The organism is Clostridium sp. AF50-3 (assembly GCF_003477445.1).
Classification (GTDB): domain Bacteria; phylum Bacillota; class Clostridia; order Lachnospirales; family Lachnospiraceae; genus Otoolea; species Otoolea fessa.
On sequence record NZ_QUDH01000014.1, the window covers coordinates 1 to 15482 of the forward strand.

Below are 15482 nucleotides of genomic sequence, written 5' to 3' on the forward strand. Positions count from 1 at the left end.
GTTACTGTTCACGCATACGTGCCCAGTAACGGAATTTGCCGTGGCTTCGCATTTAAATACGGCAAATTCCTGCTGCCACCACGTTTTCTTACGGCACTTTCGGTTCCAAAAGTGCCTACCCGTGAACAGTAACCATTTATCCTCTCCCAGAATCATTTATCCCGTCCTCCATCGATAAGTAAAAATTCCAGGAGCCAATTTTAATACTTTTTATTATACACCATAACCAAAGAATATGTCTTGGCACATTCTCGCGTCGAACGCGGTCGCTTGCGACAACCTACATCTTCGCGCGAGTGCGCATCATTGGCACGTTAGTGCCTTTTTGCGTAATAGGGAATTCCAAGGAATTTCCTATTACACAAAAAAGCCGCTGCAAAACCTACCTCTCTAAACATAGATTCTGCAGGTTCGCAGCAGCTTTTATTTAATTCTTATTTACAATCACGCGATACGCCTTGCCGCAGCTGCCCGCTTCATGTGCAGCCACGCATTCCTCTTCCGAATCGGATTAGAACGGACGCTCAGCTGTCGGATCATCCAGGGATACGTAGAAGCTCTGGGTTCCTACCTGTACCGGATTCTCTTTGATGTTCTCCAGTTCCTCATACATATCGGAACCAAGGAAGTATTTCTTCGGCTCGTACGGTTTCTCGCCCTTTGCGATTGCATCCAGACCAGCTTTTACTTTCTCCGGAAGTGCCGGGATCTCATGGATACGTACGCCGCAGGCATTGTAGATACCATTCAGAACTGCACAGTGGCCAGATGCCTGGAATGCCTCAGAAGCACCTGAAGAACCGAACGGACCATCAGAGATAGCGCCATCGATATGAATCAGGTTGATATCATCCGGAACATCCTTGATGTAGGAAGTACCAGCGCCAAACATGTTCGCATGTTTCTTAACATCTGCGTAGTCCTCTTTCAGGGCAAAGCCGATACCATGCATGATACCGCTGTATGCCTGACCGTTAACAGCATCGATATTACCGATACGTCCAACGAAGTCAACACAGGTGAATTTCAGAACGGTAGTCTTACCGGTCTTAGTATCAACCTCAACCTCTGCCAGGTTCAGGCAGTATGTGAATGCCGGAGTCGGGTCGCCGATACCGGTATTCGGATCCAGACGGCACAGACCCGGAGTTGTGTTGGTCTCGTAACGGCCAAGATACTTGGTCTCGATGCCTTCTGCCTTCATCTCATCATAGGTACGAAGTGTACCATCTTCTTTTCTCATAGCTGCCAAAAGCTTGTTAGCTGCGATGATGGTTGCATTACCATCCATGTACAGGGAACGGCTGGCACCAGCCATACCGGTATCCGGACAGGTCTTGGTATCATTCTGAATCAGCTGGATATCTTCTGGTGTCAGATGCATTTCTTTCAGAGCTTCCAGTGTTACTACCAGAGAACCGGTTGTAGCACCCTGGCCCATTGCATGCCATGTGTCGTATTTGCGGATCTTGTTGCCCGGCATAAGCTCAAGAGCAACCTCAGCGCTGTCGCCGCCGCCCTCAGTAACGTTGAAGCCGCCCCATGCGATACCAACGCCTCTTCTCTTCTCCGGTGTGTCAGCCGCTTTCGCATCAGCCACCGCCTTCTCATAGATTGGACGCATGGTATCCATGATCTTCTCCATCGGATACTGCGGATATACATAGCTGTTGATATTCTTATCGCCTTCACGGCAGATATTCTTATAACGGAACTCGAACGGATCCATGCCCAGTTCTTCTGCCATCATATCCATCAGCGGCTCGCTGAGTGTATATGCCTGCGGAGAACCGTAGCTTCTGTAAGCAGTACCAAATGCATGGTTAACGTTCGCTACACGAACCAGACCTGCTACGTTCGGTACATTGTACGGGAAGAAGGTGAAACGTGCCGGTTTGGTCATAACGTCGTCACCGCCCCAGGAGTAAGCGCCGTGGTCCATACCGATATCAAATTCAGCAGCCAGGATCTTACCTTCATTATCACATGCCAGACGGCCATTGGAGTATGCCGGGCAGCGTTTGCCGCTGAAGTGCTGATGCTCTTCATAGGACATGGACAGGGATACCGGCTCGCCGGTAACTACGGTACAAGCTGCACACAGTGCGATATCGCCTGCGTTGGTAGACCATCCAAAGCTTGCGCCGGTCGGGTTCATGATGATACGGTATTTATCCTTCGGTACACCAAGGCAGTTACCCAGACGTCCGATCGAGGAGTATACACACTGGGATTTACACTGAATGGTCAGCAGGCCATCATCGCCCCAGTAAGACTGAAGTACACAACCCTCGATGGAAAGATGCGGCTCACGTGAGGAGGAGAAGCTTCCTTCTACTACATGCGGTGCTTTGTCGATTAAGTCTCTTACCTCTTCTGCATCTTCCAGACCTGCTCCCTTTAATACCGGCTGCTCGCAGAAGATGTTCGGAGTATCCTCATGGATACGGATAGCATCCGGCATAACTGCATCCAGATATGTCAGATACTCTGGCAACTGCTCGTATTCCATCGTAACCTTAGCGGCTGCTGCACGAGCCTGACGATGTGTATGAGCTACTACCATAGCGATAACATCACCGTAACGATAGATCTTCTCATCCTGAAGAACTTTACGGGATGGTGTCATAACAGTACTTCTCTCATGGAACTGACCCTCAGCCATGATGTTAGTTCCGCCTGCTGCGATGAGGTCTTTTGCTGTGATAACCTTAACAACGCCCGGCATCTTCTCAGCTTCCTCAGTATGGATAGCCAGAATCTTTGCATGATGGGTAACCTTCGGCTGAACGATAGCTGCATATAAAACGCCCTGCGGCATCTTAAGAGCCTGATCATCGCCGTAGTCGGTCAGACCACAAACCTTACCAAGTGCATCCTGACGAACAACCGGTTTTCCGTAGTAGTTGCCATCTTCCGGATTGTGGAACTTGATATCCTCGATGCTGCACTCGCCACGCATAACCTTAGCTGCAGCCATAACTGCATCTACAATCTGTTTGTATCCGGTACAACGGCATACGTTTCTTGTCTTCTGGAACCAGTCACGAACCTCTTCACGGGTCGGATCCGGGTTCTGCTCTAACAGAGCATATGCGGAAACGATGAAGCCTGGTACACAGAAACCACACTGTACAGCACCGCAGTTCATCCATGCAACCTGTAACGGATGCAGATGCTGCGGAGTACCGATACCCTCGATGGTGGTAATCTTGGAATACTCTTCTACCTGGCTGATTTTCTTGGTACAGGAACGGATTACCTGTCCGTTCAGAATGATGGAACATGAACCGCAGACACCGGTTCCACATCCAACCTTAACACCGGTCAGACCGATCCGGCGCAGAACATCTGACAGTTTATCGTTTTCCGGATCGCACATAAACATACGATCCACACCGTTGATGTTCAACATCATTTTTCTTAATTTCATGCTGTTTCGTCCTCCTTCTTTAAAATAAATAGAGCCCTGATGCTTCCGACTATCCTTCCGCATCATACCCAATACTTACGATTCCTTAGTCATCCGCGTTTTCCAGCATCTCTGCCAGATCCGCCAGATCCACGCCATAGTCCTCCAGAAGTTCTCTGGCCTTGCGGTAGGTATTCTCTACCACCTGGGGACACCGAAGTGCCTTGTTGGCCATGTTATCTCCTAAAATCGAATGACAATCACTTCCTCCATAGATTTCACCATAGTTTTCCTGAAACCAGTCTGCCAGTTCCGGTATCATCTCGCTGTATGCCGCTTCCGGCTCAAAGAGCGCCATCATCATCGCCGCACCGGTCAAAGCTCCGCAGGTCAGCCCGCTTCTGACTCCCAGACAGAGTGCTGCAGATGCCTTCAGAAGGCTCGGGTTCTCCTCGCCCTTAAGGGTAAGTCCCAGCGAAACAAGTGCCTGACTGCAGCAGCTTCCCGATAAAAGCAGCTGGTTCAGTTTTTTAATATCCGGCTCCATCCGCACCTCCTGTTCTTAGAAACACAAAAAGAAAAGCGGCACCGCCTCTGAAAAGACAGTACCGCTTAACGTATCCGAGTTTGTATATACATCTGCACCTATAGATATGGATACACCTATATCTATACCTATCTGTCAGCACATATATACCCTATCTATACAAGAAGCCTGACAGCTTCCCGTATCCATCGATGTAAAGCGAATCTCTCTTTCTTTTCAAATGCGGAAGGCACTTCCATTTCCAGATGTACCCATTGGCCTGACTGCATACGGTTTCCCGCTTAGCAATTTCGGCTCGAAAAACAGATTGTTTCTATTTTGGTTTTGATACCTCTATGGTACTCTGCTTTTCATCGAAAGTCAATCTCATTTTTCATAATTTTGAAATTTTTTACATCGACAGGACACTTGTTCGCCCCTTATTTTACCTCAATACGGGATTTTCAACATGCTATTTTACCCTTGTAATATCTGTTTACTTACAGAATTTCAGCATAACTTCCGTTCAAATGTTGTATTATTTGAAGATTTGTATTCTTCCTTTCTACTATTTGATCGAGTATTTTTTAAAAAAATAACGGTTCACACGCTTTCATAATTTTTCATTTTCATTTGTTTAAACGTGAATTTTGTTCACTTGGATTTCACTTATATGAAATTTATATCTTTTTGATTCATAATCAAACATGAATATCTGTTATTTATCCGCTATAAATCCTTTTTGATTCATAATCAAACATGAATATCTGTTATTTATCCGCTATAAATCCTCACATTTTTAAGTATCCTTTTTTCATTTTCTTTTTCTGTTTTAAATTTTATTCTGCAAACCATTATTTTTTATTTCAGATAACGCAAGCATATTTAAGAACAGAATTCTTGCACATACAAATTCCGCATCGAAGATGTGATTTGCATAAATTTTTTCTTATTTATAATCTGTACAAATCCTACTTTCTCCCCGCAAAATACGCCTGCAGGTTCTCCCCTACATGCTCCAGATGCCGCTCCATCTCCCGGCGCGCCAGTGCCCCGTCTCCGGCTTCAATCGCTGCCAGAAGGCTTTCGTGTTCATTTTCCCGGACTTCGTCAGAGCGGACTGCTGCCTGGTTGAAGCGCGCATAAGCGTCCTGGTCAGTCAGGATGAGCTTTAACATCCGCAGGATAGACGGGCTGCCTGAGAGATGCGCGATCTTCAGATGGAACGCCAGATCTTCCTCGCTTCCCGCCCTTCCATGGCGGATTGCATAGAGATAGTCTGCCTGCAGATCTTTTAATTTCTGAAGTTCCTTCGGCTCAATCCGCTCTGCACATGCCTCCGCCGCATATCCCTCCAGGAGTTTCCGCACCAAAAGAATATCCTCCAGCCCGCTTTCTGTCTCCATCGACGCCGCCTCGATAAGCTCATTCGCTGCCTTCATCTTCTCCCGGCGTGACCGTTCTTCTTCCAGAAAGCGTTCGCCCTGCGGCGTCAGGATTCGCCCCTTGTTCTGCACCTTAACAAGCAGCCCTGCTTTCTCCAGCTCCAGAAGCTCCCGCCCGATGCTGGCGGACGGAAGATGCAGGATCTGTGCCAGCTGGAGTGCTCCCGCCGGGGTGTTTAAGTCCTGCATGGCTGTCAGTATTTCAAAGCTGCTGTTTCGTTTTTTCCCTGCCATTTTTCCACCTCAATACTCTGTACTATTTCTATGATTGTATCATCATTTCCGATTCGTGTAAATCATCCCTTACTGTATCGTACGGAATTTTCAGTTCAGAAAATTCCCACCTGTGAACCGTTACAAGCAGGCTGCAGTTTGACAGCGAAAATGCCATAAAATAACAAAAAAAGCGAACCGCAGGGTACATTTTCTCACTCTGCGGTCCGCTTTGAATCTAAAATCATTTCAGATTTTGATCCATCTGTTTTTATTTATTACTTTTTATCTACATTGATGAACAGATAAGGAAGCCCTACGGAGTAGTACTGGATACCGCTTACATCCGGATTGGTCATAACGGCTACAGACTGTCCGTAAATCGGGAACAGAACACACTGATCTGCCAGCGTCTTCTCACAGCCAACTAAAGCTTCCCAACGAGCATCCTGGTCGAGTGCCAGATCGCCCTTCTTTGCGGACTGGATGGTTGCATCGTAGTCTGCATCGGAGAACTGGGAGTAGTTGGTGGAGCTGCCGGTTATCCACATATCCAGATCAGTCATCGGATCTGCGTAGTCCGGACCCCAGCGGGTAAGACCGATATCATATTCACCTTTCTGCATGTATTCCAGACGGGCTTTCTTCGGAAGTACCTGAAGTTCGATGGTCAGACCCGGCAGATTGTTCTGCCACTCGCTCTGCAGGAACTGTGCAACAGCCTGTGCAGAATCGGTATCTTCACACATTAAAGTGAAGGATAAGGAATCTTTGCCAAGCTCGCCAAGACCTGTCTTCCACAGCTCTTTTGCTGCCTCTACATCGTAGGTCCAGCTGTCGTATGCGCTGCCTGCTGCCTCACGGAAATCTTCGCCCCTTTCATTGGTTGCAAGGCCCTGCGGTACGAAGTAATCCATCGGTGTGGAACCATCTTTCAGAACACGGGTTGTGATCGCTTCTTTGTCATACGATTTTGCCAGTGCCTTACGGATATTTACATTGTCAAGCCCCTCTTTCTTCATGTTCGGGGTCAGATACCAGTTGTAACCGTCACTTCTGGTGGAGAATCTCGGATCATCCTCATACTGCTCTACCAGGTTACCGCTTAAGGTTACAACGTCCAGATCGCCATTTTCAAAAGAAAGGGCTGCTGTCTGGCTGTCGGTAATGATCGAGAACTCAACACCGTCCAGTTTGACATCGGATGCACCGAAGAACTGATCATTCTTTACTAATTCTACCTTCATGGCAGACGGCTCATAGGAAGATACCTTGAACGGACCATCTGCTAACAGGGTATCTGCGGAAGTTGCAAAGTTGCCGCCGCAGCTCTCTACAAATTTCTGATTTAAAGGCAGGAAGCATGCGCCGGATGCCATCAGGTAATCAAAGATAGCACACGGGGAGCTTAAAGTTACGACTAATGTCTTATCGTCCGCTGCCTCTACACCCAGTTCCTCAACCGGTTTTTCACCTGTTGTTACCTCTTCTGCATTTGCGATGCAGGCGGTTGTGATAAAGAACTGGTAATCACTTGCAGTTGCCGGATCGGCTACTCGTCTCCATGCGTAAACGAAATCGTTTGCCGTTACCGGATCGCCGTTGGACCATTTTGCGTCGTCACGGATCTTGAAGGTCAGGGTCAGACCATCCTCGGACTTCTCCTCACTCTCCGCCACGCCATAAACCGGAGCACCTGACTCATCCTTGGTCATCAGACCCATCATAAACTGGGAGATAACACCACTGGATGTGTAGTCGTTGGAAAGTGCCGGATCCAGGGAGTCTACCAGAGTGCTTGCCTGATAGCGAAGCACCTTGCCGCCCTCAGCCGAGCTGCCGCCCTCTTCGCTTCCAGATTCAGCCGCTGCTGTCTCTGTTGTCTGGGTCGAGCCGCCACAGCCTGCCAAAAGCCCAGCAAACATGGCAGAAGCCAGCGTCCACGCCATTACTTTTCTTAGCTTCATAATACTTCCTCCTTTTTTGTTTTTTTAATAAAACCAAACCATTCCCGTTTCATGCTGCATTTCCTGGTCCCGGCTGTCTATCCTCAGTTGTCTGCTGGTTCGGCTCATCTATAAAATCACCCGCTAAACAGGTCATTTTATCACATTTATTTTAGTTGATTTTGTGCCGGAATGCATCGGCTTTCTTTTAAATCTACACCCATTTTTCCAAATCCGCATCGGTTCCGCGCACAAAATGTGTGCCCTCAATCTGATGCATCGTACCTGCGCCGTAATCCAGACCGCTCGTCTTATAATCATAGTGCAGCGCAATCCGGCTTCGCTCTACCACCGGGTTCGGGTTCGGGATCGCCGAAATCAGGCTTCGGGTGTACGGATGTACCGGATGGGAGAAGATCTCCTCCGTCGTGCCCGTCTCCAGAAGGTAGCCCAGGTGGAGAACGCCGATGCGGTCGGAAATATATTTAACCATCGAGAGGTCATGGGCGATGAAGAGGTATGCAAGCCCCGTCTCGTCCTGGATGTCCTTCATCAGGTTGACAACCTGCGCCTGAATGGACATATCCAGCGCCGAGATACACTCATCGGCAATGATCAGCTTCGGGTTCATGACAAGCGCCCGGGCGATGCCGACACGCTGCCGCTGACCACCGGAAAACTGATGCGGATACCGGTTTGCATGTTCCGGTGCCAGACCTACCTTATGAAGAATATCTGCCACCATCTCCGTGCGTTCCTTTAAGGAATGGCAGCGGTGATGGATATCCAGTCCCTGTGCAATGATATCCGCTACCTTCTGGCGCGGATTTAAACATGCCATCGGATCCTGGAAAATCATCTGCATATCGCTCCGAAGCCTTGCCTCCGTCTGGCGGCTCATTTTTCCGGAAATATCCATCCCATCAAAGGTAATCTGTCCCGCCGTCGGATCGTATAGGCGGATCAGCGCCCGCCCGATCGTCGTCTTTCCCGATCCGGATTCCCCCACAAGACCATAGGTCTCGCCCGGATTGATATAAAAACTGACATCCTCAACCGCTTTTACGGTAAATTTCCGGCTGACCGGAAAGTACTGCTTGAGTCCTTTTACTTCCAGAAGGGGCTTTTTGTTTGTCTCTGTCACTGTACTCATGCGATTCCCCCCTCTTTCTTCATTCTCTCAATTCGATCCCGAAGCTCCGGCGGCATATCGACCTTCGGCGCCTTCGGATGCAGCAGCCATGTCGCGGCGCTGTGTGTCTCCGATATCTTGAACATCGGCGGCTCCAGACGACTGTCAATGTTTAACGCATATTTATTCCGCGGTGCAAACGCATCGCCCGTTACCTTGTGAAGCAGGTTTGGCGGGCTGCCCGGGATTGTGTAAAGACGTTCGTCGTCCGTTCCCAAATCTGGCATCGCGGAGAGAAGTCCCCATGTGTACGGGTGGCGCGGATCGTAGAATACATCCTCGACCGTGCCGCTCTCGACGATCTTGCCTGCATACATGACGTTGACATAATCGGCAACCTTCGCAACGACGCCCAGATCGTGCGTGATATAGATAACCGACAGCTGCCGTTTTTTCTGAATCTCCTGAATCAGCTCCAGAATCTTCGACTGAATCGTAACGTCCAGCGCCGTCGTCGGCTCGTCGCAGATTAAAAGTTCCGGATCGCACGCCAGTGCAATCGCAATGACGATTCTCTGGCGCATACCACCGGAGAGCTGGTGCGGATAGTTTTTGATTCGCTTCTCCGCGTCGGTGATGCCGACCAGCTTCATCAGCTCCAGCGCCTTCTTATATGCCTCTTCCTTCGGTGTATGGTAATGCCAGATCATGCCTTCCATGATCTGTTTCCCAACCGGCATCAGCGGGTTTAAGGAGGTCATCGGATCCTGGAAGACCATCGCGATCCGTTTTCCGTTGATATGGCGGCGGATTTCCTCTTTTTTCATCTGCAGAATTTCTCTGGTGACCCGTTCCTCCGGGTTACGGTAATATGAAAATGTGATCTGTCCGCGGTCGATTGTTCCGTTCTTTGCCAGGATTCCCATGATCGCCTTCGCAGAAACCGATTTACCGGAACCGGATTCCCCAACGATTGCAACCGTCTCGCCCCGGTTTACCGTCAGGTTGACGCCCCGGACGGCATTGACCACTCCGGCTGTCGTCTCGAAGGAAATGTCCAGATTCCGCACTCGTAAAATTTCTTCTTTTTTCTCCATGCCATTTCCTCCTACATATCCTTCATCTTCGGATCCAATGCATCACGCAGACCATCCGCCAGCATGTTAAAGCACAGCATCAGAAGTCCCATGACAATTAACGGGAACACGATCATGTACGGATGGCTTGTAAAGTTCTGATATCCACTCGAAATCAGGGAACCCAGCGAAGCCATCGGCTCCGGCACACCCAGGCCAATAAAGGCTAAGAATGCCTCGGTAAAGATCGCATGCGGGATCGAGAACATCGTCTGTGTAATCAGAGGACCAAAAATATTTGGTAAAATCTCTTTGAAAATAATGCGGAAACTCTTTGCTCCCAGCGTCCGGGAAGCAAGCACATATTCCTGCTCTTTCAGCTTTAAGACCTCCGCGCGGGCGATTCGGCTCATGCCCAGCCACCCGGAAAACATCAAGGCGAACGTGATGGACATAAGACCCGGTTTCATGACTAACAAAAGCAGGGTAACCGTAATCAGGTACGGAATACTGTTTAGTATCTCGACGATACGCTGCATGATCATATCGACTTTTCCACCAAAATATCCGGATACAAGTCCATACGTCAGACCAAACGCAAGGTCGATGAATACCGCCAGCACCGCTACATAGAGGCTGATCCGCGTTCCGCTCCAGGTTCTGGTCCAGAGGTCGCGTCCCAGCGAATCAGAACCAAACCAGTAGTAGGTATCGGTCAGATCGTTGCTCTCATAATAGTTGATTTCTTTACTTCCGGTGGATGTACGGATCGTCTCAGAACCATCTAAGATACCCATATTTTCCAGCCCCGGCACTCTCGGCGCCATGTTCTGGTTGGTAATAATCTGCTGATCGTAGGTAAACTGGTTCATGTGAGGTCCGACAAGCGCCATCACAATCAGAAACAGAATACAGACAAAGCTGAACATTGCGCCCTTATTTTTCTTAAACCGTGCAATTGCCTCTTTCCAGTAGCTCTGGCTTGCAAAGTTTGTATCGACATGTTCAAATCCGTCTTTGTGCTGGAATTCAAAATCATCGTCCAGAAATTCGATCTGGCTTAAATATTCTTCGGGTGATAACACATGCTCCCGAACGGAAGCCGCATCCCCGCCTGTCATTTTCTCATCTGTCTTTTCGTCACTCCGTTTTTTCATGCCATCACCTCTCAATCCGATTTCTTCGCCAGACGGATTCTCGGGTCGATAATTCCGTACAGGACGTCAACCACCAGCATCAGGACAATGTACATGACACTGTAGATAAATGCCAGCGAAATCGTCACGTTGTAATCGTTGGACTGAATCGCTGCAATCATTAAACTTCCGATGCCCGGAATCGAGAAGATCTTCTCGATAACCAGAGAACCAATCATCAGATCGACAACCAGCGGCGCCAGTACCGTAATGATCGGGATCAGCGCGTTTCGAAGTGCATGGCGCACCAGAAGCGGGCGTCCCGTGATTCCCTTGCTCTCCGCAAGCAGCATGTAGTCGCTGTCCAGCACCTCCAGAAGGGAGGTTCTCGTAAATCGAGCCACCGTCGCTACCGTAAACATCGACAGCGCCAGCATCGGCATGATCGACGATGCGAAGAACTTCTTGCCGTCAAACAGAAGCGGCAGCCACTGTGCCTTGTAGCCGATGAAATATGCCATAACCAATGCAAAAACATAGGACGGAAGCTGACGCCCAGAACTGAAATCACAGTACAGATGGTATCAAGCCAGCTATTTTTCTTGAGCGCTGCCAGAATACCTAAAATCAGTCCGACTACCGCACCGAAGGAAACTGCCTCCAGTCCGATTCCAAAGCTGACCGGCACACGGTTCTTTAACAGAACCGAGATGGAGGTATCCTTGGAGATAACATACGATACACCAAAATCGCCCTGCAGCAGGTTCTTCACATACGTGAAAAACTGTACGATCAACGGTTTGTCCAGTCCATATTTCTTCGACATCATCGCAATCTGATCCGCGGTCAGCTTTTCATCGTTGAACGGAGATCCCGGCATCAGCTGCAGCAGCATAAAAAGTACCAGGATGATGATCAGAAGCGTGACAAGAGAAATCATGATACGTTTTCCGATATATTTCTTCATGTCCGTACTCCCTTCTTTCTTATATAATACGTCTCTCTCCTTCTCTTATAGCCCGGATATTCTTTCAACTCCGAAGTATAAAATAAGACAAACGGTTTTATCTCTCTATTCCTGCATCCACACGCGCATATGCGTCATGCCGCGGTTACACCATGCATAGTACGGAATTGCCTGCAGGGTTACCACCTCTTCCGGTGCCGCATCTTCTGCATAAAGCGCCGGATTAACCGCCGCCTTCTTCCGGCAGCCCGTCACGCGCAGCGCCACGATGCCTCCCAGCAGATCCGCCTGATACGGAAGCGCTCAATCTTCGCCTCCCGCGGAATCTGCAGTGTCTGAAGCTCCTCTCCGTTATCCACGCCCTCAAAGGTGTAGATAATTGGTCCGCGTCTGAGTGCCACGCATCCGGCATCCGCCCGCACCATCGGGTGTGCATAGACCCGCTCCGGCTCCATCTCCATCTCGCAGGAAACAGTATCACCAGGCTGCCAGCTTCTCTGGATCATCCAGTAGCCCTTGTCTGTCTTGACTGCCCCGGGAACCGGTATGCCATTGACCTTCACCTGCATCTGATGGCACCAGCCCGGATAACGGACTGCCAAAGTAAATTCTGCTCCCGCCTTCTCCGGTTCTACCGTGTAGGTAACGGAGCCGTTCCACGGATATTTCGATGTAAGCGCTATCTTCACGCCGCCCGCTGTTTCAAAGGAAGCCGTTCCCCCGACAAACAGGTGGGAATAGATCGTATCTTCACTTGAAGACCATACATAAGAACCAAGTGAAGTCATCAGACGCGCCAGGTTCGGAGGGCAGCATGCACAGTCATACCAGCCGATCCGCTCCGGCGTGTACTCTTCCTCGCCGTATGCGTTGGTCGGCATGCCCGGATTGGCTTCAAGCTGATTGATATAAAAGAATTTCGTTCCGTCTAACTGCATGCCGCTGATGGTTCCGTTGTAAATCTCCCGCTCCAGAATATCTGCATACCGCGCGTCCGGATCCGCCTCCAGCATCTGTTTCGCGAAGAAGCAGACCCCCACCGCCGCACACGTTTCCGCGTAAGCGGTATCATTCGGCAAATCATAATCCACGGTAAATGCCTCGCCGTAATAGGTGGAACCGATTCCACCCGTTATGTACATCCGCCGGTCTACCATGTTGTCCCACATCTTCCGGCAGGCTGCCATCAGCGCCTCATCATGATTCTGCGCTGCCAGGTTTGCCGCCGCCGTCAGAAGATACATACAACGGACCGCGTGTCCTTCCACCGTATCCTGCTCACGCACCGGCTTGTGGTTCTGCATGTAGGACGGCGGCTGCTTGTCCATGTAATCGGTGCGGCTCCAGCTTCTAGCCGACGCTTCTTTATGGAAGAACTCCGGATCCCGTCCGCGCTCATCGATAAAATATGCCGCCAGCTTCCGGTATCTCTCTTCCCCGGTTGCCTGATAAAGCCGCATCAGTGCCAGCTCGATCTCCTCATGTCCCGGAATGCCGGTTACTTTGCCTGCTTCCCGTCCGAACCGCCGATCGATATGATCGCACAGCTTGCAGCAGATATCTAAAAGCTTCGTCTTTCCCGTCGCCTGATAGTACGCGACGCCTGCCTCCGTCATATGTCCGGCACAGTACATCTCATGGCAGTCCGTCAGGTTCTGCCACCTATGTTCCGGCTCCGCCGCAATGAAATAGGTATCCAGGTAGCCATCCGGCTGCTGCGCCCGCCCGATCAGGTCGATGATCGCATCGGCACGCGCCTCCAGCTCTGGATTTGCCTCGACGGTCAGTGAGTACGCCACCGCCTCCAGCCATTTCGCCAGGTCGCTGTCCTGAAATACACGCCCGTAATACGTTCCTTTCTCATCTCCCGCTGCAATGCGGAAGTTTTTAATCACATGGCTCTTTCGGATTCCGGACACCTCATCGTGAAGCACCCGTTCCTGATACGGAAGCATCGTGTGAATTACCACATTCTGTACCCGCGAAAAGAACGGGTCGTCTATCTTTACCTGTTTCAAATCAATGAAACTTGTCTCCTTTTTTATCATTCACAGAAAACCTCCTGATTTATTATTCACTTATCCGTAAGCGCCTATCAATAATCTGAAAAAGACTTCTTTTTTTGTATGTTTTCTTATAAGTATACCATTCAAATAGTGGAAAAGCGATCTAACACATTTTGCATATTATAGAAAAGAATACGCGTATTTTTATAGAACAAAATCAGCCTGATTTCATTCCTTCTTTTTCTCTGATTTTTCTTTATTCTTCATTCATCCCCTCTTATTTTCCCAAGTAGAGTGTTTTGTTTCTGCAAATATAAGAGATTTTCCAAACAGATTCTTGCTGTTTTTCTCTCTATTTGATATAATAAAATTGATATTTTAAATTTGTTTAACAACCTGACAAAGTTGTCCTGTTTTTCGTTTGCTTCTCTGCGGTTCAGACAGGATTCCTGTTACGTGGCTGTTTTTTTTAACGGGAGTACATACATCATGAATTTTATTAATTTAAACTGTCCGCCCCTTCCTTATTTTATCGTCGGAGGCGGATGTGTTTACCGCCCCGGCGATATCCATGAGCGCCGGACGATCCGAAATGTCTTTGATCTTATCTATGTTCACAGCGGAACTTTATATCTCGAACAGGATCCGTTCCGCGTTGAACTGAATGCCGGGCAGTTTTTTATCATTACCCCCGATACCCCGCACCGCGGCAGCCGCGTCTGCCAGGAAAAGACCACGACGAGCTGGGTGCATTTCTATACCAACGGCAAATACAGCCTGTCCGATGAATTTTACCCGGACAACATAACCCGGCGCGCCGCGCCGAAATTTTACTATTCGCCGCAGAATTTCATTCTCTCCCTGCCGCGCACCGGCACCGTGCCGGAAGCCAACCGGGAGAAGCTGGAAAAGTATCTGCAGCGGATGAACCTGGTTTCTTTCAGCAAATACACACAGAAAAAGAGCTTTCCATCCTCCGTGCGGACACCGTTTGAGATCCAGAATGATTTCATTGAATTTCTCCAGGTTCTCTATGCGCCGTACTGCTACAGCCGCGAGAAGGAAAGCATCGCCCGGACGCTGCGCGACTATCTGGATGCCCACTACACGGAGGAGATCTCCTTAAACGATCTGGCGCGCCAGTATTCCTACAGCCCGTCCCACTTAATCCGCAGTTTCCACCAGGCATACGGCGCCAGCCCGATGCAGTACCTGAAAAAACTACGCATCGAACACGCCTCCCAGCTTCTCCTCCACTCCGACGCGGCGATCCAGTCGGTCGGTGAGATGGTAGGACTGCGGATCCCCTCCTATTTTATCCGCGTATTTAAGCAGGAGATCGGCATCACCCCGGCGCAGTACCGGATGTTTTACGCAGAAGAGAATGGGGGGAGTGAGACGCCTTAGAGGCGATTCACCGCTGATGTTTTTTTACTATACTATTTGTTTTCGTAAGAACTGTCATGAGCGTGGCAGTTCTTTTTTTATACCCAAACCAGTGAATCGTTTCTAATGTATCTATCAGTTCCTCTACATCAGCTATTGTTTAAGCCAGTTATCCGCACATTGAAAATCCTTTATATTTAAGGTAACACTGTGTGTATACAAAGGAGGAAATTCCGA

Annotated in this window: 12 protein-coding genes and 1 riboswitch; of the genes, 1 reads left to right on the forward strand and 11 read right to left on the reverse strand. The window is 49.3% G+C overall.

What is annotated here, in order from left to right; all coding sequences use genetic code 11:
- Positions 1-511 precede the first annotated feature (511 nt).
- The 11 genes from DW085_RS13995 to DW085_RS14035 all read right to left on the reverse strand — a co-directional run bounded on the left by DW085_RS13995 (position 512) and on the right by DW085_RS14035 (position 13901).
- Positions 512-3433, reverse strand: a complete 2922-nt coding sequence (locus tag DW085_RS13995; RefSeq protein ID WP_022359117.1) for a molybdopterin cofactor-binding domain-containing protein — start codon at positions 3431-3433, stop codon at positions 512-514.
- 85 nt (positions 3434-3518) lie between these two features.
- The gene (locus DW085_RS14000) at positions 3519-3959 is read right to left on the reverse strand and encodes a DVU_1555 family C-GCAxxG-C-C protein (protein WP_107000907.1); all 441 of its coding nucleotides are present in this window, start codon (positions 3957-3959) and stop codon (positions 3519-3521) included.
- 193 nt (positions 3960-4152) lie between these two features.
- Positions 4153-4272, reverse strand: a riboswitch (molybdenum cofactor riboswitch).
- A 637-nt stretch (positions 4273-4909) separates the two neighbouring features.
- Positions 4910-5617: an FCD domain-containing protein gene (locus DW085_RS14005; RefSeq protein WP_118493254.1), complete on the reverse strand. Its 708-nt coding sequence runs from the start codon at positions 5615-5617 to the stop codon at positions 4910-4912.
- A gap of 257 nt (positions 5618-5874) precedes the next feature.
- Positions 5875-7563 (reverse strand): peptide ABC transporter substrate-binding protein, encoded by a 1689-nt coding sequence (locus tag DW085_RS14010; RefSeq protein ID WP_243034037.1) that lies wholly within the window; start codon positions 7561-7563, stop codon positions 5875-5877.
- A 193-nt stretch (positions 7564-7756) separates the two neighbouring features.
- Positions 7757-8695 carry an ATP-binding cassette domain-containing protein gene (locus DW085_RS14015; protein ID WP_118493258.1) on the reverse strand — a complete coding sequence of 313 codons (939 nt, stop codon included), beginning with the start codon at positions 8693-8695 and terminating at the stop codon, positions 7757-7759.
- Positions 8692-9771: an ABC transporter ATP-binding protein gene (locus tag DW085_RS14020; protein WP_022359122.1), complete on the reverse strand. Its 1080-nt coding sequence runs from the start codon at positions 9769-9771 to the stop codon at positions 8692-8694. Before DW085_RS14020 ends, DW085_RS14015 begins: the two co-directional genes overlap by 4 nt.
- An 11-nt stretch (positions 9772-9782) precedes the next feature.
- On the reverse strand, positions 9783-10907 hold the full coding sequence (opp3C, locus tag DW085_RS14025; protein ID WP_227589457.1) for an oligopeptide ABC transporter permease: 1125 nt from the start codon (positions 10905-10907) through the stop codon (positions 9783-9785).
- Positions 10908-10918: 11 nt separating this feature from the next.
- A complete protein-coding gene (locus DW085_RS19910; RefSeq protein WP_243015327.1) occupies positions 10919-11407 on the reverse strand; it encodes an ABC transporter permease in 489 nt (162 codons plus the stop codon).
- Positions 11296-11853, reverse strand: a complete 558-nt coding sequence (locus tag DW085_RS19915; protein ID WP_243015326.1) for an ABC transporter permease — start codon at positions 11851-11853, stop codon at positions 11296-11298. Before DW085_RS19915 ends, DW085_RS19910 begins: the two co-directional genes overlap by 112 nt.
- Positions 11854-11958: 105 nt before the next feature.
- A complete protein-coding gene (locus DW085_RS19920; protein WP_243034038.1) occupies positions 11959-12120 on the reverse strand; it encodes a hypothetical protein in 162 nt (53 codons plus the stop codon).
- Entirely contained in the window at positions 12105-13901 is a 1797-nt protein-coding gene (locus DW085_RS14035) for a beta-L-arabinofuranosidase domain-containing protein (RefSeq protein ID WP_243034039.1), read from the reverse strand. Before DW085_RS14035 ends, DW085_RS19920 begins: the two co-directional genes overlap by 16 nt.
- A gap of 447 nt (positions 13902-14348) precedes the next feature.
- Here DW085_RS14035 and DW085_RS14040 point away from each other — a divergent pair, with 447 nt between their 5' ends.
- Positions 14349-15266 (forward strand): AraC family transcriptional regulator, encoded by a 918-nt coding sequence (locus tag DW085_RS14040; RefSeq protein ID WP_118493260.1) that lies wholly within the window; start codon positions 14349-14351, stop codon positions 15264-15266.
- Positions 15267-15482: the final 216 nt, after the last annotated feature.